20 protein-coding genes and 1 pseudogene are annotated in these 21,937 nt (G+C 66.7%); 12 read left to right on the top strand and 9 right to left on the bottom strand.

The annotated features are described in order from the left end of the window. Positions 1-6: 6 nt before the first annotated feature. A complete protein-coding gene (locus ACZYZ5_RS20305; protein WP_307459803.1) occupies positions 7-588 on the bottom strand; it encodes a DoxX family protein in 582 nt (193 codons plus the stop codon). A gap of 302 nt (positions 589-890) precedes the next feature. On the opposite strand from ACZYZ5_RS20305, the gene ACZYZ5_RS20300 reads away from it, so the two are divergent. Both ACZYZ5_RS20300 and rsrA read left to right on the top strand, forming a co-directional pair. Further along, on the top strand, positions 891-1,739 hold the full coding sequence (locus tag ACZYZ5_RS20300) for a sigma-70 family RNA polymerase sigma factor (protein ID WP_463904154.1): 849 nt from the start codon (positions 891-893) through the stop codon (positions 1,737-1,739). Beyond that, complete coding sequence (rsrA, locus tag ACZYZ5_RS20295; protein ID WP_463904153.1) at positions 1,736-1,996, top strand: mycothiol system anti-sigma-R factor; 261 nt, start codon at positions 1,736-1,738, stop codon at positions 1,994-1,996. The genes ACZYZ5_RS20300 and rsrA overlap by 4 nt, the downstream gene beginning before the upstream one ends. Positions 1,997-2,095: 99 nt before the next feature. Here the strand turns inward: rsrA and ACZYZ5_RS20290 are convergent, their stop codons facing one another. From ACZYZ5_RS20290 to ACZYZ5_RS20270, 5 genes are all read right to left on the bottom strand, one after another. Next, positions 2,096-2,170 (bottom strand): 50S ribosomal protein bL37, encoded by a 75-nt coding sequence (locus ACZYZ5_RS20290; RefSeq protein WP_104061284.1) that lies wholly within the window; start codon positions 2,168-2,170, stop codon positions 2,096-2,098. A gap of 120 nt (positions 2,171-2,290) precedes the next feature. Next, the gene (locus tag ACZYZ5_RS20285) at positions 2,291-2,911 is read right to left on the bottom strand and encodes a PadR family transcriptional regulator (RefSeq protein ID WP_463904152.1); all 621 of its coding nucleotides are present in this window, start codon (positions 2,909-2,911) and stop codon (positions 2,291-2,293) included. Further along, positions 2,911-3,738 carry a DUF4097 family beta strand repeat-containing protein gene (locus tag ACZYZ5_RS20280; protein ID WP_463904150.1) on the bottom strand — a complete coding sequence of 276 codons (828 nt, stop codon included), beginning with the start codon at positions 3,736-3,738 and terminating at the stop codon, positions 2,911-2,913. The genes ACZYZ5_RS20285 and ACZYZ5_RS20280 overlap by 1 nt, the downstream gene beginning before the upstream one ends. 129 nt (positions 3,739-3,867) lie before the next feature. After that, positions 3,868-4,467, bottom strand: a complete 600-nt coding sequence (locus tag ACZYZ5_RS20275; RefSeq protein ID WP_463904149.1) for a GDSL-type esterase/lipase family protein — start codon at positions 4,465-4,467, stop codon at positions 3,868-3,870. Between the two features lie 129 nt (positions 4,468-4,596). Next, positions 4,597-8,385 (bottom strand): multifunctional oxoglutarate decarboxylase/oxoglutarate dehydrogenase thiamine pyrophosphate-binding subunit/dihydrolipoyllysine-residue succinyltransferase subunit, encoded by a 3,789-nt coding sequence (locus ACZYZ5_RS20270; RefSeq protein WP_463904148.1) that lies wholly within the window; start codon positions 8,383-8,385, stop codon positions 4,597-4,599. Positions 8,386-8,700: 315 nt separating this feature from the next. Between ACZYZ5_RS20270 and ACZYZ5_RS20265 the strand changes: the two genes are divergently transcribed. From ACZYZ5_RS20265 to ACZYZ5_RS20230, 8 genes are all read left to right on the top strand, one after another. Further along, positions 8,701-10,179 (top strand): GuaB1 family IMP dehydrogenase-related protein, encoded by a 1,479-nt coding sequence (locus ACZYZ5_RS20265; RefSeq protein ID WP_463904147.1) that lies wholly within the window; start codon positions 8,701-8,703, stop codon positions 10,177-10,179. 370 nt (positions 10,180-10,549) lie between these two features. Continuing rightward, the gene (locus ACZYZ5_RS20260; protein ID WP_463904146.1) at positions 10,550-11,887 is read left to right on the top strand and encodes a hemolysin family protein; all 1,338 of its coding nucleotides are present in this window, start codon (positions 10,550-10,552) and stop codon (positions 11,885-11,887) included. Further along, positions 11,884-12,948 carry a hemolysin family protein gene (locus ACZYZ5_RS20255; RefSeq protein ID WP_463904145.1) on the top strand — a complete coding sequence of 355 codons (1,065 nt, stop codon included), beginning with the start codon at positions 11,884-11,886 and terminating at the stop codon, positions 12,946-12,948. The genes ACZYZ5_RS20260 and ACZYZ5_RS20255 overlap by 4 nt, the downstream gene beginning before the upstream one ends. Positions 12,949-13,047: 99 nt before the next feature. After that, complete coding sequence (locus ACZYZ5_RS20250) at positions 13,048-14,019, top strand: metal ABC transporter solute-binding protein, Zn/Mn family (RefSeq protein ID WP_463904144.1); 972 nt, start codon at positions 13,048-13,050, stop codon at positions 14,017-14,019. A gap of 163 nt (positions 14,020-14,182) precedes the next feature. Then, a complete protein-coding gene (locus ACZYZ5_RS20245) occupies positions 14,183-14,998 on the top strand; it encodes a metal ABC transporter ATP-binding protein (RefSeq protein WP_463904143.1) in 816 nt (271 codons plus the stop codon). Continuing rightward, positions 14,999-15,889 (top strand): metal ABC transporter permease, encoded by an 891-nt coding sequence (locus tag ACZYZ5_RS20240; RefSeq protein WP_463904142.1) that lies wholly within the window; start codon positions 14,999-15,001, stop codon positions 15,887-15,889. Positions 15,890-15,990: 101 nt separating this feature from the next. Beyond that, positions 15,991-16,620: a TetR/AcrR family transcriptional regulator gene (locus tag ACZYZ5_RS20235; RefSeq protein WP_463904141.1), complete on the top strand. Its 630-nt coding sequence runs from the start codon at positions 15,991-15,993 to the stop codon at positions 16,618-16,620. Further along, the gene (locus ACZYZ5_RS20230) at positions 16,617-18,245 is read left to right on the top strand and encodes an MDR family MFS transporter (RefSeq protein ID WP_463904139.1); all 1,629 of its coding nucleotides are present in this window, start codon (positions 16,617-16,619) and stop codon (positions 18,243-18,245) included. Before ACZYZ5_RS20235 ends, ACZYZ5_RS20230 begins: the two co-directional genes overlap by 4 nt. On the opposite strand, the gene ACZYZ5_RS20225 is transcribed toward ACZYZ5_RS20230, so the two are convergent. Continuing rightward, positions 18,242-18,700: a Fur family transcriptional regulator gene (locus tag ACZYZ5_RS20225; protein WP_463904181.1), complete on the bottom strand. Its 459-nt coding sequence runs from the start codon at positions 18,698-18,700 to the stop codon at positions 18,242-18,244. The genes ACZYZ5_RS20230 and ACZYZ5_RS20225 overlap by 4 nt on opposite strands. 105 nt (positions 18,701-18,805) lie before the next feature. On the opposite strand from ACZYZ5_RS20225, the gene ACZYZ5_RS20220 reads away from it, so the two are divergent. Next, positions 18,806-19,462 (top strand): MBL fold metallo-hydrolase, encoded by a 657-nt coding sequence (locus ACZYZ5_RS20220; protein WP_463904138.1) that lies wholly within the window; start codon positions 18,806-18,808, stop codon positions 19,460-19,462. An 11-nt stretch (positions 19,463-19,473) separates the two neighbouring features. On the opposite strand, the gene ACZYZ5_RS20215 is transcribed toward ACZYZ5_RS20220, so the two are convergent. Further along, entirely contained in the window at positions 19,474-20,628 is a 1,155-nt protein-coding gene (locus tag ACZYZ5_RS20215) for a PLP-dependent cysteine synthase family protein (protein WP_463904137.1), read from the bottom strand. Positions 20,629-20,676: 48 nt separating this feature from the next. Here ACZYZ5_RS20215 and ACZYZ5_RS20210 point away from each other — a divergent pair, with 48 nt between their 5' ends. Further along, complete coding sequence (locus tag ACZYZ5_RS20210; protein ID WP_463904136.1) at positions 20,677-21,549, top strand: sulfurtransferase; 873 nt, start codon at positions 20,677-20,679, stop codon at positions 21,547-21,549. 140 nt (positions 21,550-21,689) lie between these two features. Here the strand turns inward: ACZYZ5_RS20210 and ACZYZ5_RS20205 are convergent. Next, a pseudogene (locus ACZYZ5_RS20205) lies at positions 21,690-21,937 on the bottom strand (HNH endonuclease); the annotation flags it as partial.

The raw sequence follows: 21,937 nt of genomic DNA, 5'->3' as shown, positions 1-21,937 counted from the left end.
GCTGTCTTAGGCCCCGACGGTGTGGTCTACGGCTTTGCGTACGGCCTTATCGGCCTTCTTCAGCTGCTTGCCGGTGGTCTTCTTGACGTCGGCGGCGAGGTGGCCGGTGGACTTCTTCACGTCGGCGGCGAGGTGGCCCGTGGACTTCTTGACGTCCGCGGCGAGGTGCTCGGCGCGCCAGGCCAGGCTGGGTCGGCCGTTCGTGTCGACGGCAGCCAGCAGCACGCCGCCGGTCAGCGAGACGTTCTTGAGCAGCTGCTTGCGGCGGGCGTCGCGGCCCTCCTTGGAGGTGATGTCGGCGCTGCGCCATTCAACGTAGCCGTTTAGTGCGGAGATGACGGCCAGGACAGTCGCGGCGAGGCGCGCAGACTTGCCGAGCGCGAAGAGCACGCCCGCTCCGACCTGGGTGCCGCCGATAACGCGTGCCAGGACTTTTTCGTTGGTCTGGAACGGCAGGGATTCAGCCGCACGGCGCAACAGGGGTGACAGCTGCGTGGCCGTGTCATCCGCGTTCTTGAGCTTGTCCATGCCTGCAAGGACGAAACTGGAGGCGAGCATGGGGCGGGCGAGAAAGCGGACAAAAGACATGAATTTCCTCCTGGATGGACGAACCGCTGAATTTATGCGGGAGAACCGGTTCTAGTCTTGCACTTTTGCGGAATATTTGCCTGCCAGGCGGGGTTGTGCATAAAAGGTCGCGGCCGCCGGTTTGCGGCCGGACGATGAGCGAATGACGAGCTCATGACGAGCAGGGAGGCGGACATTTGATTCTGGTAAAGGACACGCAACTGGAGACAGTACCGGCGGAGTTGTGGACCATGGGCATGCAGGACCGCCCAACTGCGGGAGTTCCAGGCGCCCGCCGCAAGGTGACAGTAGACTGGGACGCAATGAGCACCATGGATCCGGCCGTTGCGGCCATGCAAAAGGTCGCCGGAAACGGCGCCACGCCCGCGAAGTCACCTGTAGCCGGCCCCGCCGGCGCACTCCCCGAGCCTGCCCCCGAAGCTGGAGCGGTTCCGGAGTCCGGCGCCGCCGCGGTAACGGACCCGGCACCGACTGACGCCGTGCGGGATGCTGCCGCCCGGGAGACGATCGTGGACGGGCAGGTCCTGGACGTGGCGACGGAAACCACAGAGGAGCGCCGGGTACGGTTCGAGCGCGACGCCATGCAGTACGTCGACCAGCTGTACTCCGCGGCCATGCGGATGGCCCGGAATCCCGCTGATGCCGAGGACCTGGTCCAGGAGGCGTACACGAAGGCTTTTTCCGCGTTCCACCAGTACAAGCCGGGCACCAACCTGAAGGCCTGGCTCTACCGCATCCTGACGAACACATACATCAACCTCTACCGTAAGCGGCAACGCGAGCCGCTGCAGTCGAACTCGGACACCATCGAGGACTGGCAGCTCGCCCGGGCCGAGTCCCACACCTCGTCCGGCCTCCGCTCGGCGGAGGCGGAGGCGCTGGACCACCTGCCGGACTCGGACGTCAAACGCGCCCTGCAGGCCATCCCGGAGGAATTCCGGCTGGCGGTCTACTTCGCCGACGTCGAGGGCTTCGCGTACAAGGAAATTTCAGACATTATGAACACCCCGATCGGGACCGTGATGTCCCGCCTGCACCGGGGCCGGAAGATGCTGCGGGACATGCTCGCCGACTACGCCGCCGAGCGCGGATTCAAGGGCGCCGATGCCACCGCAGCGGCCGGAAGCAACAAACAGGAGAACAGGAAATGAGCGACTGCCAGGGACTGGGCGATTGCGACGACGCCCGGATGCAACGTATCTACGAGTATCTGGATGGTGCCCTCACACACGATGACATCGCCGAGATCAAGGACCACCTGGACGGGTGCCCGGAGTGCTTTGAGCAGTACGACCTCGAATGTGTCATCCGTGTCATGGTGAAGCGTTCCTGCACCGAGGCTGCCCCGGAGAACCTCAAGAACTCGATCTTGGACCGGATTCACAACAGCAACCCGGTCCAGGCCTGACCGCGGACATCCCGACGTCCCGCCCGGCAAAAACGAATGACCCCGGAAACCGTGAGGTTTCCGGGGTCATTCGCTTAAAGCTGTCATTCCAAGCTTTGCTTAGGCGTTGGGGCGCTTGCCGTGGTTCGCGCCGCCACGCTTACGGTCACGACGTTTACGTGCACGCTTGCTCATAGCTGGCCTCCTTAATTTTTGGTACTCAAAAGAGCTGCCCTCAAGTCTCCCACATCGGGGCACGCGCCGCGAACCGGCGGGGGCGGGAGGCGGTCCCGGGGGACAATCGCAGCGGCCGAATCAGTCCAGGGAGTTGCGAATGGAGATCCGTGCCTGGTCCAGCACCGTCTTGACCGTCTCCAAGGTCACGGGCGTGATCGGATGCCGGCCGCCGTGCCGGCGCAGTTCCACGCGGATGTCGTCGCGGAAGGCCTGCACCAGCATCTCCGCTTCACGCAGCCGGCTGTCGCCCTCCTGCGAGTAGCGCTGGCCCGCCAGCGAGGCGACCGTTGATCCGGCCGCGCGGGCCGAGGAGCGCGCCGCCTCGGCCGTGGCGGCCAGATCCGCCCGCAGCCCGCGCATGTTGACCTTGATGTCCTGCCGCAGGTTGTCCGCGAGCCGCCGGATCGATGCGGAGATGTCGTTCTCCACGCCGGCGAGTTCGTCCCGACGGCTGTCCAGCTCCGCAAGACCGTTCGGGGTGATGCTGTAGTACGTCCGCCGTCCCTCGGTGTGGGTGGCCACCAGCCCCTCCTCTTCGAGCTTGCCAAGCCGGGGATAGATGGTGCCGGCGCTGGGGGAGTAGGTGCCGCCGAAGCGTTCGCTGAGCGCCTTGATGAGTTCGTAGCCGTGCTTCGGACCCGACTCCAGCAGCGCGAGCAGGTAGAGGCGCAGCGCCCCGTGGGCAAAGACCGGAGGCATCAGGGACCCTTCGTGGGGTCCGTGCCCGGCCGCCCGTGGAAAATCGAGGTCTTCCCCGAGACGGAGTTGGTGCGGACCAGCATGAGCTGGGAGTCGGGTCCGGCAATGGTCTGCACGCTCCCGCTGGGCTGGCTGTACCGCTGGTCGTTGATGACGATCGCGCCGCTGGCGGACTTGGCGATGATGTCCACGCCGACGTCGTGCGGGAGGCGGATGGTGACATCACCCGACACCGAATTTGCCCCGAAGTCCTGGGTGTAGCCGTGCAGGTCGAAGCTCAGGTCCCCGCTGACGGTGTTGGCGCGGATGTGGCTGAAATCGCCGGAGGCCGTGACCTCGCCGGAGACGCTCTTGGCCGTCAGCACACCGTGGTGGTTGCGGGCGATCACTTCACCGCTCACGGTGCTGACTGACAGGTTCCCGGAGGTGCCGTCGGCCAGGACGGATCCGGACACCGTGTTCAGCCGGGTGCGCCCGCTGATCCCGGAGACCATGCCGTCGCCGCTGACGGTGCCGGCCTCGACCTCGACACCGGCGGGCAGGGCGATGCTGATGACCACCGAGTTGCTGCTGCTGTTGTTGACGGTGCCCATGAGGTTCTTGAACCAGCCCTGCGGCCCGTGCAGCTGGTGCCGGACCTCCAGGCGGCCGTCGACGAGGCTGACCGCCAGCGGGTCGCCGTTCACGTCGGACACTTCGATCCGGGTGACGGCCTCATCGTGGGTGACGATGTCGAAGCGGCCCCGGACGATGCCAAGCTTGAGCGAGCTGACGCCGTCGACGTCGATGGTCTGCGGACCGGTGACGGTCCAGTAGTTCTCTGCCATGGTTCCTCCGGGCGGGCGATACATTCTGCGAATCATTGCGATATATCGTGACTATGAAGTCACGATATATCGCAGGATTTGCAGAGTCAAGATATATCGCGAAGTTCCCGGCCGCCGGGGCCCGGCTGGCTACTCCGGGGCGTCGATCCTCAGCCACTGGAACCAGCCGCGGTGCAGCACGAGCCAGGCCATCAGCCCGTAGCCGGCCTGGCCGGGGGTACCGCCGTTGGCGGCGAGGTCCTGGCGCCACTGCTCGTGGTTCAGCAGCGGGGAATACGTGTCGACGTACAGGTGCTTGCGCCGCGTCGTGACGTCGGCGAAGGCGGTGTTGAGCTCGCCGAGCCGGCGGTTCTGGGTCGGGTCCAGGGTCGGCGGAGGGCCAACGACGAAGACCTCGATTTTGTTCTGCGACGCGGAGTCGAGGATGTTGGCGAGGTTGAGTCGGCTGCGGGCCGTGGAGAGCCCGAATTCGACGTCGCGTCCGGAGAGCCCGATCACCAGCCGGTTCTCGTGGTGGTCGTTGAAGCGCCGGCCGGCCTCCTGGAACCAGCGGGCGGCCAGGCCTTCGGTGCCTTCCTGCGGGCAGGGCAGGGAATAGCATTCCAGGGACAGCCCGTCCTGCGGCGTGCGCGCCAGCACCCGCCCCAGCCAGCCCAGCGCGCGGGGGTCTCCCAGCCCGGCCAGTATTTCATCGCCCACGGCTGCGATCCGCAGCTTACGATCTTCCACGACTACCTCTTCACTTCAGAGCGTCCATTAAGCCGTCCCCACCGTTCGCGATGGACGGGACAAAGCCGGTTAAACAACGGTGCCCGGCCGGAGTTGCGTAATTCCATCTCCGGCCGGGCAGCGCTGACCTTACTTACGTGCGAAAGCCTGCTTGAGCAGCGAGTCCTGCTCGGCTGCGTGGCGTTTCATCGATCCTGCCGCGGTGGAAGCCGAGGCGGGGCGGGAAACGAGGCGGACCCGGCGGTCCAGGGCGTCCGGCAGGTTGAGGCCGATGAACGGCCACGGACCCTGGTTGGCGGGTTCGTCCTGTGCCCAGACAACCTCGGCGTTCGGGTACTTGGCAAGCTCGGCGGCAATCTCGGCGGCCGGCAGCGGGTAAAGCTGCTCGACCCGGACGATCGCCGTCGTCTTGTCACCGGTCTTCTGCCGGGTGGACAGCAGATCGTAGTACAGCCGGCCGGACACCAGCAGGACACGCTCGACGGCGTCGGGCTGCAGCTGCTCGTGCTCGGGGATGACCGTCCGGAACGTGCCGGTGGTGAAGTCTTCCACCGAGGACGCCGCGGCCTTGAGACGGAGCAGCTGCTTCGGTGTGAAGATGATCAGCGGCTTGCGCGGCCGGCTGTACGCCTGGCGGCGCAGCAGGTGGAAGTGCGAGGCCGAGGTCGTGGGGTTGGCCACGATCATGTTCTGTTCCGCGCACATCAGCAGGAAGCGCTCGATCCGGGCGGAGGAGTGGTCCGGTCCCTGGCCCTCGTAGCCGTGCGGCAGCATCAGCACCAGCGAGGAGCGCTGGCCCCATTTCTGCTCGGCCGAGGAGATGAACTCGTCGATGATGGTCTGCGCGCCGTTGACGAAGTCACCGAACTGCGCTTCCCAGAGCACCAGGGCATCCGGGCGTTCCACCGAGTAGCCGTATTCGAAGCCCATGGCCGCATATTCCGACAGCAGGGAGTCGTAGATCCACAGCTTTGCCTGGTCCTCGGAGAGGTGGGCCAGGGGCAGCCACTCGTCGCCGTTGGCGCGGTCATGGAAGACGGCGTGACGCTGCACGAACGTGCCGCGGCGCGAGTCCTGGCCGGCGAGCCGGACGGGAACGCCTTCCATGATGAGCGAACCGAAAGCGGCCAGCTCGCCGAAGCCCCAGTCGATGCCGCCTTCACGGGACATCACTTCACGCTTCTCCAGCAGCTGCTTGAGCTTGGCGTGGACCGTGAAGCCCTCGGGGATGTCGACGTGGGCCTTGCCGATGCGCGCCAGGGTCTCGGTGGAAATCGCCGTTGACGTCGGGGCGTTGATGCCGGAATCGGACTGCTGGGCCATCGGGCGCTCCAGATCGGACACCGCGGCGGAGTCCGCCTTGATGATCGGAATCGGGGAGGTCTGCGCAGCATGGGTTTCGGCGAAGACCCGCTCCAGCCGTTCCTGGTAGTCGCGCAGCAGCTGTTCGGCTTCTTCTTCGGTGATATCACCGCGGCCGATCAGTGATTCGGTGTACAGCTTGCGGACCGAACGCTTGGCTTCGATCAGGTTGTACATCAGCGGCTGGGTCATCGAGGGGTCGTCGCCCTCGTTGTGGCCGCGGCGGCGGTAGCAGACCATGTCGATGACAACGTCCTTGTGGAACCGCTGGCGGAACTCGTACGCGAGCTGCCCGATGCGGACCACGGCTTCCGGGTCATCGCCGTTGACGTGGAACACCGGCGCCTGGATCATCTTGGCGACGTCCGTGGAATAGGTGGAGGAACGCGACGACGACGGGGCGGTGGTGAAGCCGACCTGGTTGTTGACCACGATGTGGATGGTGCCGCCGGTGCGGTATCCGCGCAGCTGGGAGAGGTTGAGCGTTTCCGCCACGACGCCCTGGCCTGCGAAGGCGGCATCGCCGTGCACCATGATCGGCAGCACGGGGAAGGCTTCGCCCTGGTCGAGGCGGTCCTGCTTGGCGCGGACGATGCCTTCGAGGACGGAGTCCACGGCCTCAAGGTGGGACGGGTTGGCTGCGAGGTAGACCTTGGTCTCCTTGCCGTTGTCCGAGGTGAAGGTACCCTCGGTGCCGAGGTGGTACTTCACGTCGCCGGAGCCCTGCACGGAGCGCGGGTCCTGGGTGCCTTCAAATTCGCGGAAGACCTGGGCGTAGGTCTTGCCGGCAATGTTCGTGAGCACGTTGAGCCGGCCGCGGTGGGCCATGCCGATCGCCACTTCGTCGAGTTCGTCGTCGGCCGCATCGGAGATGATCGCGTCCAGCAGCGGGATCAGCGACTCGCCGCCCTCCAGCGAGAAGCGCTTCTGGCCGACGAACTTCGTCTGCAGGAAGGTCTCGAAGGCTTCGGCCGCATTGAGCTTGGAGACGATGCGCAGCTGCTCGTCGCGGCTCGGCTTGGAGTACGCGTGCTCCAGCTGGTCCTGGAACCACTTGCGTTCTTCCGGGTCCTGGATGTGCATGTATTCGATGCCCGTGGTGCGGCAGTAGGCGTCGCGGAGCACGCCCAGGATGTCGCGGAAGGCGAGCATCGGTTTGCCGCCGAAGCCGCCGGTGGGCCACTCACGGTCCAGGTCCCACAGCGTGAGGCCGTAGGTGAGGACGTCGAGGTCCGGGTGCTTGCGCTGCACGTACTCGAGCGGATCGGTGTCCGCCATGAGGTGGCCGCGGACGCGGTAGGCGTGGATGAGCTGCTGGATCCGGGCGACCTTGTTGATCTCGTCGGCCGGGTCCACCTGCAGGTCCGGGCTCCAGCGCACGGGCTCGTACGGGATGCGCAGGGACTCGAAGATCTCGTCGTAGAAGTCCTGCGCGCCCAGCAGGAGCTGGTGCACAAGCTTCAGGAACTCGCCGCTGCCGGCACCCTGGATGACGCGGTGGTCATAGGTGGAGGTCAGCGTGAGGACCTTGCTGATGGCGTTGTGCGCGATGATCTTCGCGCTGGCACCCTGGAATTCGGCCGGGTAGTCCAGTGCGCCGACGCCGATGATGGCGGCCTGGCCCTTGGACAGGCGCGGCACCGAGTGCACGGTTCCGATGCCGCCGGGGTTGGTCAGCGAGACCGTGGTGCCGGAGTGGTCGTCGGCGGTCAGCTTGCCGGCGCGGGCACGCTTGATCAGGTCCTCGTAGGTGTGCCAGAACTCGGAGAAGTTGAGGGTCTCCGCCTTCTTGATGTTGGGCACCATCAGCAGGCGGGAGCCGTCGGGCTTCGGCATGTCGATGGCGATGCCGAAGTTCACGTGCGCCGGCTGGACCGCGACAGGCTTGCCGTCGACCTCGTCGTAGTAGACGTTCATCGACGGGAACTGGGCCAGGGCGCGGATGACGGCGTAGCCGATCAGGTGCGTGAAGGACACCTTGCCGCCGCGGGCGCGGGCCAGGTTGGAGTTGATGACCACGCGGTTGTCGATCAGCAGCTTCGCCGGGATTGCCCGCACGCTGGTGGCGGTCGGAACCTCCAGGCTGGTGATCATGTTGGTGGCGATGGCCTTGGCCGGTCCGCGGAGGACGGAAACGACGTCTTCCTCAGGGGCGGTCGGGGCCTTGATGTTCTTGGGGAGCTGGGCCGGAATCGGCGCGGTGCCGGCGTCCGGGTTCTTGGAGCCGTCGCGGGCAACGGTGGCCGGGGCCTTCTTCGCCGGGGCGGGGGCCGGTGCGGCGGGGGCGGCAGCAGGGGCCGGCGCGGGCGGCTGCGTTGCCGCCGCGGCAGCCGGGGCTACTACGGGAAGTTCGCGCGTGGCGGGGTGCGCAACTGTCGCTGCGCCTGAGGCTCCGTTGGTGGACGAGCTGTCTCCGGCATCAAAGGATTCGAACAAGGGCCACCACTTGGCATCCACCGTGCTCTTGTCCTGCTGATACCGCTCGTACAGTTCGTCAACGAGCCACTCGTTTCCGCCAAATTCCTCTGGTAGACGGTGGCTAGGCTGCTCTGGCACTTGAATTACGCCTCTTCCATGAGTTCGATTCCCACTGGCTTCACGGTGCCTCAGCACGACGATTGAACCAGTCTCCGCGTCCAGTGAACCCAGACCTCTGCCAGTCTAGTGACGATTCTTGCCAAACCGCCAATAAGGGTGACTCAAATCATCAAGTCGCCTCAACTCGCCGTCACAGCACCCCCGCCAGCTGTCCGGAGCCCCGCAGGAGGGGCCGCCCGGACAGGCGCCGGACAGGTACGGGGCCCGCGGGCAGCCTCGCTAGAATCACACAGAGAACCCGTTGAGCACCGGAATGTTTATTGAGGAGCAACCGTGCGTTTCCTGACCGAACCCACTACCGACCTAACCTATTCAGACCTCTTCCTCGTACCGTCCCGTTCCGACGTGACGTCCCGGCTGGATGTTGACCTGGCGGCGGACGACGGGACGGGCTCCGCGATTCCCCTCGTGGCGGCCAACATGACGGCGGTGACCGGCAAGCGCATGGCCGAAACCATGGCCCGGCGCGGCGGGCTGGCGGTTTTGCCGCAGGACGTGCCGCTCGACGTGATCCGCGACGTCACGACCTGGATCAAGACCCGCCACCCCGTCCTGGAAACCCCGGTGACGCTGTCGCCGGCGGACACGGTCATTGACGCCCTGCACCTGATGGGCAAACGCCCGCACGGGGCCGTCATGGTCGTCGATGACTCCGGTGCCGTCACCGGCATCGTCCGGGCCTCCGACTGCGAGGGCCAGGACCGGTTCGCCTCGCTCGGCTCGGTGATGCGCCACCAGCCGCTGGTGCTCGACGCGGCCGAGCTGGAAGACACCTCCGACGGCGGCGGGTCCGGTACCGGACCCGGCGCCGGCCTGCGCCGCGCCTTCGATGCGATGGACGCCGCCGGGACCGACTTCGCCCCCGTGCAGCGGGACGGCGTCCTGGCCGGCGTCCTCACCCGGAAGGGCGCCCTGCGCTCCACGCTGTACCGGCCCTCGCTGGACCCGGCCGGCCGGCTCAAGGTGGCTGCCGCCGTCGGAATCAACGGCGATGTCGCCGGGCGTGCCGCGGAACTCCTGGCCGCCGGGGTCAACGTGCTGGTCCTCGACACCGCGCACGGCCACCAGCAGAAGATGTTTGATGCCCTGGCCGCGGTGAAGGGCCTCAACCCCGGCGTGCCCGTGGTGGCGGGCAACGTGGTCACGGCGGAGGCGACCCGCGAACTCATCCAGGCCGGCGCGGACATCGTCAAGGTCGGTGTTGGCCCCGGGGCGATGTGCACCACGCGCATGATGACCGCCGTGGGCCGGCCGCAGTTCTCCGCCGTGCTGGAGTGCTCGGCGGCCGCGCGGGCTGCCGGCGGGCGCGTCTGGGCCGACGGCGGTGTCCGCTACCCGCGCGACGTCGCGCTGGCCCTGGCGGCCGGCGCCAGCCAGGTGATGATCGGTTCCTGGTTCGCCGGGACGCACGAGAGCCCCGGGGACCTGCAGCAGGACGCCGCCGGGCGGCAGTTCAAGGAAAGCTTCGGGATGGCGTCCGCCCGCGCCGTGCAGAACCGCAACCAGCGCGAGGGCGCCTTCGAAAAGGACCGCAAGGCCCTCTTCGAGGAAGGCATCTCGACCTCCCGGATGTTCATCGATCCGGCGCGGCCCGGTGTGGAAGATCTGCTGGACATGATCACCGCCGGGCTCCGCAGCTCGATGAGCTACGCCGGCGCTGCGGATCTTGCGCAGTTCCGGGAACGCGCCGTGGCGGGCATCCAGTCCGCGGCCGGGTATGAGGAAGGCCGGCCGGTCCCGCAGAGCTGGTGAGCCGCGGCGCTGGCGCAGCGGCCGCCGTCGGGCGTCACGTAGGTGACACGACGGCGGCCGGCCCCCGCCGCACCTGTAGACTGAAACTCTTATGGACAGTAAATCTAGGTGCCGGCCTGGGGGCTGTCAGGCGGGAACGGAAACCGTTCCCGCGCAGTCCACCCGAAGAGCCGGCAAACCCCGTTCACGCGCCCATCATTCCCCGGCGGCACGCCAGCCACATGCCTTCCAGAAACCCGGGACCTTCCAGGAAACCTGGTCGGCCGCGGCTGACCATCCTCCGCCGGGCAGCCCGTCCCGATACCCAGGCACCCTATACCGAGGCAGCCGGGCGCCACGCCGCGCCGCCGCCCCGGAAGCGGGCCGCTAAATGGAGTGGCTTCTTCTCGGCGCAGGCCTGCTGCTCATCCTCGGAACCGGCTTCTTCGTAGCCGTTGAATTCTCCCTTGTCGCCCTTGACCAGGCCACCGTCCAGCGGGCCGTGGATGACGGCGATACTGCTGCCGCGCCCCTGCTCAAATGCCTCAAGTCCCTGTCCACGCAGCTCTCCAGCTGCCAGCTGGGCATCACCATCACCACCCTGCTCACCGGCTACGTCATGGAACCTTCGGTGGGCAAACTGCTCGAAGCCCCGCTGGGCGCCCTGGGCGTGCCGGAAGCGGCAGTTTCGTCCGTGTCGCTGGTCATGGCGATGGCCTTCGCGACCCTCCTGTCCATGCTGATCGGCGAGCTGGTCCCGAAGAACATGGCCATTGCGCTGTCGTTTCAGGTCGGCAGGGCCCTGGCCCGCCCGCAGCTGATGTTCACGGCGGTCTTCAAGCCGGCCATTGTGGTGCTCAACGGCTTCTCCAATAAGGTGCTCAACATCTTCGGCCTTGAGGCCAAGGAGGAGATTTCGGGCGCGCGGACTCCGGCCGAGCTAGCCTCCCTTGTGCGCCGCTCGGCGGCGATGGGAACCCTCGACGCCGGGACCGCCAACTTCATCGCCCGGACCCTTAAGTTCTCTGGCCGGACAGCGGCGGACGTCATGACGCCCCGCATCCGGGTTGAGACCATTGACGGCGACCAGCCGGTCTCCGACATCGTGGAGGCCGCACGCCGCACCGGCTATTCGCGGTTCCCGGTCATCGGGGAATCGTCGGACGACATCCGCGGCGTCGTGCACATCAAGAAGGCCATCGCCGTGCCCTCGGGCCGGCGCGCCAAGCTGGAGGCCGGTGCCATCATGACCGATGTGCTCCGGGTTCCGGAAACCATTCACCTGGATGCCCTGCTGGCCGAACTGCGCGAAGGCAATCTGCAGCTGGCCGTGGTCCTGGATGAGTATGGCGGCACCGCCGGCATCGCCACCCTGGAGGATCTCGTCGAGGAAATCGTCGGGGAAGTGGCCGACGAACACGACAAGGTGCGCCCGGGACTGCTGCAGAGCGCGTCGGGGGACTGGTACTTCCCGGGGCTGCTTCGCCCCGATGAACTCTCCGAGCAGATTCCGGGCCTGACCGTGCCCGACGAGTCTGCTTACGAAACGGTGGGAGGCTACGTCATGAGCAAGTTAGGCCGGATCGCAGCCGTGGGGGACACGGTCGACGTCGACGGCGGCACCCTTGCCGTCACCCGCATGGACGGGCGCAGGATTGACCGGATCTGCTTCAAGCCGGTCCGGGTGCACCACGACGAGCACTCCAACGGCCAGGTCGGTGCCGCATGAGCGACTGGGCGGGAATCCTCTGGCTGGTGGTGCTGCTGCTCGGCAACGCCTTCTTTGTTGGTGCCGAATTCGCGGTCATGTCCGCCCGCCGGAGCCAGATCGAGCCGCTCGCCGAGGCGGGATCCAAGCGGGCGCAGACCACCCTGCAGGCCATGGAGAACGTTTCGTTGATGCTCGCCTGCGCGCAGCTCGGAATCACTGTCTGCTCGCTGCTAATCCTGCAGGTGGCCGAACCGGCCATCCACCACCTGATGGCGGTCCCGCTGGAGGCGGTCGGCATCCCGGTGGAAATCGCCGACATCGTCGCCTTCGCCGTCGCCCTGCTGGTGGTGACCTTCCTGCACGTCACCATCGGCGAAATGGTCCCGAAGAATATTTCGGTCTCCGTGGCGGACAAGGCAGCCCTGTTGCTCGCGCCGCCACTGATGTTCATCGCCCGGCTGGTGAAGCCGGTGATCGTGGCGCTCAACTGGTCCGCGAACCACATCCTGAAACTGATGCGGATCGAGCCGAAGGATGAGGTCACCTCCTCCTTCACGCTCGAGGAAGTCCAGTCGATCGTGCAGGAATCCACCCGCCACGGGCTCGTGGACGACGACGCCGGACTCATCACCGGTGCGCTGGAGTTCTCCGAACACACCGCATCCGATGTGATGGTTCCGCTCGACAAACTCGTGATGATGAAGTCGAACACCACCCCGCTGGAGTTCGAGAAGGCCGTGAGCCGCACCGGGTTCTCCCGCTTCCCGATGCTTGACGACGACGGGATGCTCTCCGGCTACCTGCACATCAAGGATGTGCTCTCCATCCCCGACGCGGCGTACCACCAGCCGATCGCGGAGAGCCACATCCGGTCGCTGGCGAACCTGGCGATGGACGACGAAATCGAGAAGGCCATGTCCGTCATGCAGCGGACCGGCTCGCACCTGGCCCGCGTGATCGGCCCGGACGGCCTCACCCAGGGCGTCCTGTTCCTGGAGGACGTTATCGAGCAGCTCGTGGGCGAGATCCGGGACGCCACCCAGGCCACCGGCTACCGGAGGCTCGGCCAGGACCAATAGCTGCCGGTGTATCCCTAAATAGGAATCATTCCTATTTAGGGATACACTCGGGGCAGTTGCTATTGCTCCTGATTCTCAATAACAGATCCGAGGTTTTCCGTGCGCCGTCCCGCTGCCCGTGCCATCGTCGCCGCTTTTGCCGGCGCCACCCTGCTGCTGACGGCCTGCGCCCCGACGTCGGGAAATTCCGCTTCGGGGAATTCCGCCAGTGCCGGCGACGGAATCGTCGAAGTGGTTGCCTCCACCAGTGTTTACGGGGATATCGTCAGCACTATCGGCGCGGACAAGGTGCGGGTCAACTCGATCATCACGCGCACCAGCCAGGACCCGCATTCCTACGAGGCGACCACACAGGACAAGCTGGCGGTGTCCAAGGCCGACCTGGTGGTCGACAACGGCGGCGGATATGACGACTTCATCCACAAGCTCGCGGACGACTCGGGACTGGACCACGGCAACGTCCTCAATGCCGTGGAGCTGTCCGGGCTTGCCCCGGAACCGACCGCCGGCCCGTCCGCCGATGCTGACGGCCACGGCCACGAACATGCCGGATTCAACGAGCACGTCTGGTACAGCCTGCCTGCCATGGCCCGGCTGGCTGATGCCGTCGCGGCCAAGCTCGGCGAGCTTGAACCGTCCTCTGCCGAGACTTTCCGCAGCAACGCCGCAACTTTCAAGGAGTCGCTCGGCGGCCTCGACACCAAGCTCGCGGGAATCAAGGCGTCCGCCGGTGCGGCGCCCGTGGCCGTGACGGAACCGGTGCCGCTCTATCTGCTCGAAGCCGCCGGCCTGGAAAACCAGACCCCGGATGAGTACACCGCCGCGATCGAAGAAGACACGGACGTTCCGCCCGCCGTGCTCAAGGCGACCACCGACCTGATGGGCTCGGGGAGCATCAGGCTGCTGGCCTACAACCAGCAGACCGAAGGCCCTCAGACGGTCGCCGTCAAGGACGCGGCAGCAGCTGCCGGTGTCCCGGTGGTGAACTTCAGCGAAACCCTGCCGGAGGGCAAGTCCTACCTGCAGTGGATGACGGACAACGTCGACAACATCGGCAATGCACTGGCCTAAGATTAGCTGGACAGCGTGACCTGACTGCGCAATCGGACAGCCCAGCCAGCCCAGCCAGCCCAGCCAGACAGACGGGCAAGGCAGCCCAGCCAGACAGTCCAGCCAGCCACCCCTGGTGCAGAGCGTGAGCCGGAGGCTTGTGCAGAATTCGAGGAAAGCCAAGTTGACACCCGTAGTGAGCCTCCGTGGAGCCTCCCTCGCGTTCGGTAAGCGCACGCTGTGGGAGGGCCTGGACTTGGACATCAACCCGGGTGAATTCTTCGCTGTCCTCGGCCCCAACGGCAGCGGGAAAACGACGTTCCTCAAGGTGCTGCTGGGCCTGCAGGAGCTGAGCTCCGGCACGGCCACGCTCGCGGGCCGGCCCGTGGAGCGGGGCAGCCGGGGGATCGGCTACGTCCCGCAGCAGAAGTCCTTCGACCCTGACACGCCGCTGCGCGCCCGCGACCTCGTCGGGCTCGGCGTCGACGGCCACCGCTGGGGGCTCCGGCTCGGCACTGCGAAAGTGAACCGCAGAATCGATGAGCTCCTCGATCTGGTGGGAGCCGGCGATTACGCACGGGTCCCCGTCGGGCAGCTCTCCGGCGGCGAGCAGCAACGGTTGCGGGTGGCGCAGGCCCTTGCCACCGATCCCAAGGTGCTGCTCTGCGACGAGCCCCTGCTGTCCCTCGACCTGCAGCACCAGCAGGCCGTGAGTGCCCTGATCAACAAACAATGCCACGACCAGAACAGTGCCGTGGTGTTCGTAACGCACGAGATCAACCCGATCATGGACTATGTCGACCGCGTGCTGTACCTGGCCGGCGGACGGTTCCGGGTGGGCCCGCCGGAAGAGGTCATGACCACGGAAGTGCTGTCCGATCTTTACGGCAGCCACGTCGAAGTGATCAACGCCAACGGGCGGCTGATCGTCGTCGGGCTGCCGGACGCGACGACGCACCACCATGAGGACGCCCACGCGGTGGCGGGGGAGGTGGGCTAGATGGACCTGGACAGTCTGCTCAATTCAATTTTCAACTTCGAAAACTACGGCGAACTGGTCGCGCTGGTGCAGAACTCCCTCTGGGCGGGTGCCGTGCTGGGCCTGCTCGGCGGGCTGATCGGAACCTTCGTGATGAAGCGTGACCTGGCCTTCGCCGTCCACGGGATCTCCGAGCTCTCCTTTGCCGGCGCGGCCTTCGCCCTGCTCATCGGGGTGGACATCGTCCTGGGCTCCCTAGTGGGATCCGTCGTGGCGGCGCTGCTGCTGGGCCTGCTGGGCGTCCGCGCCCGCGACAAGAACTCGATCATCGGCGTCATTATGCCGTTCGGGCTGGGCCTGGGCATTCTGTTCCTCTCCTTGTATGAGGGGCGCGCCGCCAACAAGTTCGGCCTGCTCACCGGCCAGATCGTGTCCGTCGGAACCGTCCAGCTCCAGGTCCTGGCAATCGCCGCCGTCGTGGTGATGCTTGCCCTGGTGGCGATCTGGCGTCCGCTGACCTTCGCCAGCGTGGATCCCGACGTCGCCTCGGCCCGCGGTGTGCCTGTGCGGGCACTTTCCATCGGGTTCATGCTGCTGCTCGGCGTCAGCGTGGCGCTCTCCATCCAGATCGTCGGCGCCCTGCTGGTGCTGGCGCTGCTGATCACTCCCGCGGCAGCGGCCATGCGGGTGACCTCTTCACCCCGGCTGGTGGTGATCCTGAGTGTGGCGTTCGCCATGACGGCCACCGTCGGCGGCATCCTGCTGGCCCTGGGCGGCCGGATCCCCATCAGCCCGTACGTGACCACCCTGTCCTTCCTGATCTACGTCGTCTGCCGGGTGATCGGCGGGATCCGGGCCAAGCGCGGCCTTAACGGCAGGGTCCTGCGCCACTCGGCGGTGGCGGCCGGCTAAGCCGCCCGCCCGCCGTCGGCAGGCCGCCCTCTCAATGGGCTTTCTTGCATCACTGCAAGTCTGCATTTGTGCAAACATTGCAGTCATGCAATTATTGAGCCATGACTTCTGCCGCTGCGGTGCCCCTGCGTGAGCGCAAAAAAGCCGAGACCTGGATGGCCTTGCACGAGGCGGCCGCAACGCTTGCCCTGCAGCACGGCGCCGACCGGACCACGGTAGAGGCGATCGCCGCCAGCGCTGGCGTCTCGCCGCGGACTTTCTTCAACTACTTTGAGGTGAAGGAAGACGCCATCGTCGGGTTGCGTGAACCCGCCCTGGAAGCGGCACTTCTCTCCGGTATCTCGGTCACGGCCGATGATTTGGTGGGGCAGGTATCGCGTTTGCTGATGACTGTCGCCTGGACGGCGATCGGTGGCACCAACCGCGCACGCCGCCGGATGCTGATTGCCCGGGACCCCAATCTGGGCCGCCGCCATATGGACTACATGGTCAAGGCCGAGAACCTCGTCACCCAGGGAATCTCCGGGTTACTGGCCCAGGATCCCGCGTGGACGGCCAACGCCATAGGCTTCGGCCCGGAGGAAGCCGCGCGCATGCTGGTCATGGTCGCCGGCGTTCCCATCCGTTTCAATCTCAGTTCAGCTGATTACGACCCCTCTGAAGGAATTACTCCGGAGAACGTCGACTTGTCATTGGCTCTGCTCCACCATTTACTAAGGAAGATTTTATGACCAAGCACGCTGTCCCCGTGGCGGGACCGACCGAAGGAAAGCAGCACATGGTGCTGCTCTTCGTGGGCCTGATGCTCTCGATGCTCCTGGCCGCCCTGAACCAGACTGTGCTCAGCACGGCCCTGCCCACCATCGTGGGCGAACTCCACGGCGTCAGCGACATGCTCTGGGTCATCACCGCCTTCATTCTGGCCTCCACCATCACCATGCCGATCTACGGCAAGCTTGGTGACCTCATGGGACGCAAGGCCCTGCTGATGGCCGCCATCATCCTGTTCATGATCGGGTCCGTCATCGGCGGCCTGGCCAACGACATGGGCGTGCTGATCACCGCCCGGGTGGTCCAGGGACTCGGCGGCGGCGGTCTGATGATCCTGTCGCAGGCCGTCATCGCCGACGTCGTCCCGCCCCGCGAACGCGGGAAATACATGGGGATGATGGGCGGCGTCTTCGCCATTGCCTCCGTCGCCGGTCCGCTGCTGGGCGGCTGGTTCACCGAGGGTCCCGGCTGGCGCTGGGTGTTCTGGATCAACATCCCCCTGGGACTGCTCGCGCTGGCCGGCGCCGTGTTCTTCCTCAAGCTTCCGAAGCACAGCGGCAAACCGCGCCTGGACCTCGGCGGGATGCTGTTGCTCGCGATCGCCACGACCTGCCTCGTGCTGTTCGCCACTTGGGCCGGCAGCAAATACGCGTGGAGCGACCCCGTCATCCTCGCGCTGATCGCCGGTTCGGTTCTCAGCGCGGTCGCCTTCGTCCTGGTGGAGCGCCGCACGGCCGAGCCGATCATCCCGCTGCACCTGTTCAAGGACCTCAACTTCAATCTCGCGACGGTCGCCGGCCTGCTGATCGGCGTGGCCATGTTCGGCGCCATCGGCTACCTGCCGACCTACCTGCAGATGGCATTCAGCGTCAACGCCACCGAATCCGGGCTGCTGATGATCCCGATGATGGGCGCCCTGCTGGTTGCCTCGGTGGTCTCCGGGCAGATGGTCAGCCGGACCGGCCGCTACAAGTGGATGCCGATTGCGGGCGGCGTGCTGGTTGCCATCGCCCTCGTGCTGCTCTCCACCCTCCAGCCGGGAGCACCGCTCTGGGAGATCTGCGCCTACCTGGCCGTGATGGGCCTGGGCCTGGGCCTGAGCATGCAGATCATGGTGCTGATCGTGCAGAACTCCTTCCCGCTGCGCGAAGTCGGCACCGCAACGGCGTCGAACAACTTCTTCCGGCAGATCGGCGCCACGCTCGGCTCCGCCGTGGTGGGGAGCCTTTTCGCGAGCCGGCTGGCTGAGCTGCTGGCCGAGCGTCTTCCGGCCTCGGCCGCAGGGGGCGGCACCCCGGGAGGTTCAAACTCACTGACTCCGGCGGTGGTCAGCCAGCTGCCCGCGCCGATTAAGGAGGCCATCATCTCCTCCTACAATGACGCTTTGACACCCATTTTCATCTGGATGGTTCCGCTGGCGCTGGTCGCCGCCGTGCTGATGTGCTTCGTCAAGCAAAAGCCTCTGGCCACCGCGATTGAGCACGATGTCCTGTCCGAATCCATTTCGGAGGGCAACATTCTGATCACGGCCGACGACGCCGACGACGACGAGGCCCTTGTTCCGGCCAGCAGGGCCAGGAACTAGCCGGCAGCCCGGGCTGTGCAGTCCGGGCACAGCCCGAAGATCTCGACCGTGTGTTCGACCGAGGTGAAGCCGTGCTCGGTCGCCGTCCGTGCGGCCCAGGCCTCGACCGCGGGTGCCTCGATCTCAACGGCCCTGCCGCAGCTGCGGCACAGCAGATGGTGGTGGTGGCCGGTGACGGCGCAGCGCCGGTACACGGCCTCGCCGTCGGCGTTCCGGAGGACGTCCACCAGGCCCTCGTCCGCGAGGGACTGCAGAATCCGGTAGGACGTGGCCAGGGAAACCGAGGTGCCGCGGTCCTGCAGGATGCGGTGCAGCTCCTGGGTGCTGACGAAGTCCGTCAGTTCGTCGAGGGCGGCGCTGACCGCGAGGCGCTGCTTGGTGACGCGCTGCTCCTTGGCCGCGGCGGGAGCCGGCACCGTGGCCCGGCTGCCGTCAGTTGTGGCGCCGTGGGACATTGTGGAACTCGCTTCGCTGGGGGTCTCGATACGGGGTGGTGGCAAGGTCCCAGATTACCAGCCGGGCGCGTGGACACCGCCGGGGCGGGACCCTAGGCTGGCTAGATGTTGCTGACGAAGTTCACGCATTCCTGTGTCCGGCTCGAGAAGGACGGCAAGGTGCTGGTGTTCGATCCGGGGAACTTCTCCGAGACCGATCAGGCCCTCGCCGGTGCCGACGCCGTGCTGATCACGCACGAACATGCCGACCACATCGACGTCGACGCCGTCACTGCCGCCCTTTCGACCGGCAGTTCCCTGCAGCTGTATGCACCGGCCGGAGTCGCGGCACAACTGCACGACAAGGCGCCCGATGCCGGGCCGCGGATCCATACCGTGGCCCCCGGCGAGGCTTTCGAGACGGCAGGGTTTTCCGTCCGGTGCTTTGGCGGGCAGCACGCGCTGATCCATCCGCAGATTCCGGTGGTGGCCAATATCGGCTACTTCGTGGACTCCAACGTCTATCACCCCGGAGATTCGTTCATCGTGCCCGACGGCGCGGACGTCCGGACGCTGCTGGTGCCCATCCACGCACCCTGGAACAAGGTGGGGGAGGTGGTCGACTTCATGATAGGAGTCCGCGCCCCGACAGCCTTCCCGATCCACGACGCCCTGCTCAACGACAACGGGCGCGGCATCGTGGAAGGGCACGTGACCCGGTTCGGCGCCAAGTACGGCACCGAATACCGGCACCTCTCCAGCCTGGACAGCGTCGAGGTCTAGGCGTAACGCACCTAGGACGCCTGGGTCGGCCATGCTCCAGTGGCGAAGAATTCCCGTATGGTCGCTTCATGCGGTTCGGGGTCCAGGCCTTGGGACTTCAGCCACTCCGGCTTGTAGTAGTTTCCGGCGTAGCGCTCTCCGCCGTCGCACATCAGCGACACGACACTGCCGCGGCGGCCCTGGGCGATCATCTCAGCGATGAGCTGCCAGACGCCCCACAGGTTGGTGCCGGTGGAGGGGCCGGCGTGCAGGCCGGCGTGCTCGAGCAGATGGCGCATCGCCGCCACCGAGGCCGCGTCCGGGACCTGCACCATGTGGTCGATGACGGCAGGAACGAAGCTGGGTTCCAGCCGTGCCCGGCCGATTCCCTCGATCCGGGAGGGCTGGCCCGCCGGGGCCGTGGCGGCGACCCGGGACGTGCCGGCGCGGTCGGCCGATTCGGTGGGGGGTCCGCCGTCGGCAGCCTGCCGGCTTGCAAGCCAGCCGGGATAGAAGGCGGAGTTCTCCGGATCCACGACGGCGAGTTCCGTGTCATGGCGGTGGTACCGCAGGTAGCGGCCGATGGTGGCGCTGGTGCCGCCGGTGCCGGCGCCCACGACGATCCAGCGGGGGATCGGGTGCTCCTCCAGGGCCAGCTGGTCGAAGATGGACTCGGCGATGTTGTTGTTGCCGCGCCAGTCGGTGGCCCGTTCGGCGTAGGTGAATTGGTCCATGTAGTGCCCGTGGGTGCGCTTTGCGAGTTCCGCAGCGGCCTCATAGACCTCCGAGGCGTGGTCGACGAGCAGACAGGAGCCGCCGAACTGCTCGATCAGTGCGATCTTCTCCCGGCTCGTGGTCCGGGCCATCACCGCAATGAACGGCAGCCCCAGCAGCTGGGCGAAATAGGCTTCCGATACCGCCGTGCTGCCGCTGGAGGCCTCAACGATGGTGGTGCCTTCCGAGATCCAGCCGTTGACCAGGCCAAAGAGGAACAACGAGCGGGCCAGCCGGTGCTTCAGGCTGCCGGTCCGGTGGGTTGATTCGTCCTTGAGGTACAGCTGGACACCCCACTGCGGGGGCAGCGGGACGGAGTACAAGTGGGTGTCCGCGGACCGGTTGTTCTCTGCGTGGATTCTGCGGATGGCCTCGGCGGCCCATGCCCTGTCCTGCTGTCGCCCTCTGATCACCGCACCAGCCTACCCGCGGCGGCAGAATTCGATGGATAGAGTGGGCGGATGCAGACCCTCATGGATGTAGCCACCCTGAAGGACCGGCTGGACGCAGCCGACAAAACTGGCCGGCGGACCGTGGTGCTGGATGTGCGCTGGGCGCTCGGCGACCCGCACGGCCGCGACCACTACCTAGCCGAACACCTCCCCGGCGCCGTTTTCGTGGACCTCGCCACTGAACTGGCCGGACCCGCGGATCCGAGCCGCGGCCGGCACCCACTTCCGACCCTGGAGCAGTTCCAGGCATCCGTCCGTTCCTGGGGCGTCCGCAACGGTGACGCTGTGGTGGCCTATGACGACAGCGGCAACCAGGCCGCCGCCCGGCTCTGGTGGATGCTGCGGAACGCCGGCCTTTCCGACGTCTACCTGCTCGACGGCGGGCTGGCCGCCTGGCGCGGCGCGGGCTTCGGCCTCGAAAGTGGCGAACGCCAAGCGGCGCCCGGCGACGTGGTCCTGACGGGCGGTGCCCTGCCCGTGATCGACGCCGGGGAGGCGGCCTCCTGGGGCCAGCGGGGCCTGCTGCTGGACGCCCGGGCGGGGGAGCGGTACCGGGGCGACTTCGAACCGGTGGACCCGCGCGCTGGCCACATCCCCGGAGCCGTGAGCGCTCCCACCACCGGAAACCTCGGCGCAGACGGCAGGTTCCTGTCCGCGGCGGCCTTGCGCGAGCGCTTTACCGGGCTTGGCGTGCGCGCCGACGTCCCCACCGCTGTCTATTGCGGTTCCGGCGTCACGGCGGCCCACGAAATTGCGGCCCTCGAAATCGCCGGATTCCCTGCGGCGCTCTATCCGGGGTCATTCTCGGAATGGTCCAACAACTCCTCGAACCCTGTTGTGACCGGGGATGCGCCCTACGCCGACGGCACCGCCGCGGACTAAAGGCACGGGCAGCCCACCCTTACCGCCCGTCGATCCGCGGATCGGCGGGCGGCGTTGTTCTGGGCACGTTCGGCGTGGCTGCCGTCCGAGCATGACGGCGGCGGCGCGGCCGCGGCGGGCCCGTGACGGGCGGCGTTAGTTCAGGCGGGGAGCCGGTTTTTCGCCCGGGCGCGCAGCCGGATTGCGGCCTGGCGGCGTTCGGGGCGATGGTTGCGGCTTCTGGTCACGGCTTGGTCCAGTTCCGGTTGTCCGACGGGGGTTCCCGGGAGTGGCGGGGCGGTGGATTGGTAGGTGTGGCCGGTGGGGGTGGTGATGTCGAGGGTGTGTCGGGGTCCGGGGCGTGGTCGGGAGGACCAGCCGGGGGTTTCTTTGGTGTGGTTGCAGGCTT

The sequence above is a fragment of the Pseudarthrobacter ribosi genome (genome assembly GCF_055412865.1).
This window is presented reverse-complemented; position numbering and strand designations above follow the sequence as displayed.

Bases quoted from the DNA above. Each gene is read 5' to 3' on its own strand.
- ACZYZ5_RS20255 (WP_463904145.1), top strand. From the start codon at position 11,884: ATGAGCGACTGGGCGGGAATCCTCTGGCTGGTGGTGCTGCTGCTCGGC.
- ACZYZ5_RS20240 (WP_463904142.1), top strand. From the start codon at position 14,999: ATGGACCTGGACAGTCTGCTCAATTCAATTTTCAACTTCGAAAACTAC.
- ACZYZ5_RS20285 (WP_463904152.1), bottom strand. From the start codon at position 2,911: ATGCCTCCGGTCTTTGCCCACGGGGCGCTGCGCCTCTACCTGCTCGCG.
- rsrA (WP_463904153.1), top strand. From the start codon at position 1,736: ATGAGCGACTGCCAGGGACTGGGCGATTGCGACGACGCCCGGATGCAA.
- ACZYZ5_RS20225 (WP_463904181.1), bottom strand. From the start codon at position 18,700: ATGTCCCACGGCGCCACAACTGACGGCAGCCGGGCCACGGTGCCGGCT.
- ACZYZ5_RS20220 (WP_463904138.1), top strand. From the start codon at position 18,806: ATGTTGCTGACGAAGTTCACGCATTCCTGTGTCCGGCTCGAGAAGGAC.
- ACZYZ5_RS20260 (WP_463904146.1), top strand. From the start codon at position 10,550: ATGGAGTGGCTTCTTCTCGGCGCAGGCCTGCTGCTCATCCTCGGAACC.
- ACZYZ5_RS20280 (WP_463904150.1), bottom strand. From the start codon at position 3,738: ATGGCAGAGAACTACTGGACCGTCACCGGTCCGCAGACCATCGACGTC.
- ACZYZ5_RS20305 (WP_307459803.1), bottom strand. From the start codon at position 588: ATGTCTTTTGTCCGCTTTCTCGCCCGCCCCATGCTCGCCTCCAGTTTC.
- ACZYZ5_RS20210 (WP_463904136.1), top strand. From the start codon at position 20,677: ATGCAGACCCTCATGGATGTAGCCACCCTGAAGGACCGGCTGGACGCA.
- ACZYZ5_RS20300 (WP_463904154.1), top strand. From the start codon at position 891: ATGAGCACCATGGATCCGGCCGTTGCGGCCATGCAAAAGGTCGCCGGA.
- ACZYZ5_RS20235 (WP_463904141.1), top strand. From the start codon at position 15,991: ATGACTTCTGCCGCTGCGGTGCCCCTGCGTGAGCGCAAAAAAGCCGAG.
- ACZYZ5_RS20230 (WP_463904139.1), top strand. From the start codon at position 16,617: ATGACCAAGCACGCTGTCCCCGTGGCGGGACCGACCGAAGGAAAGCAG.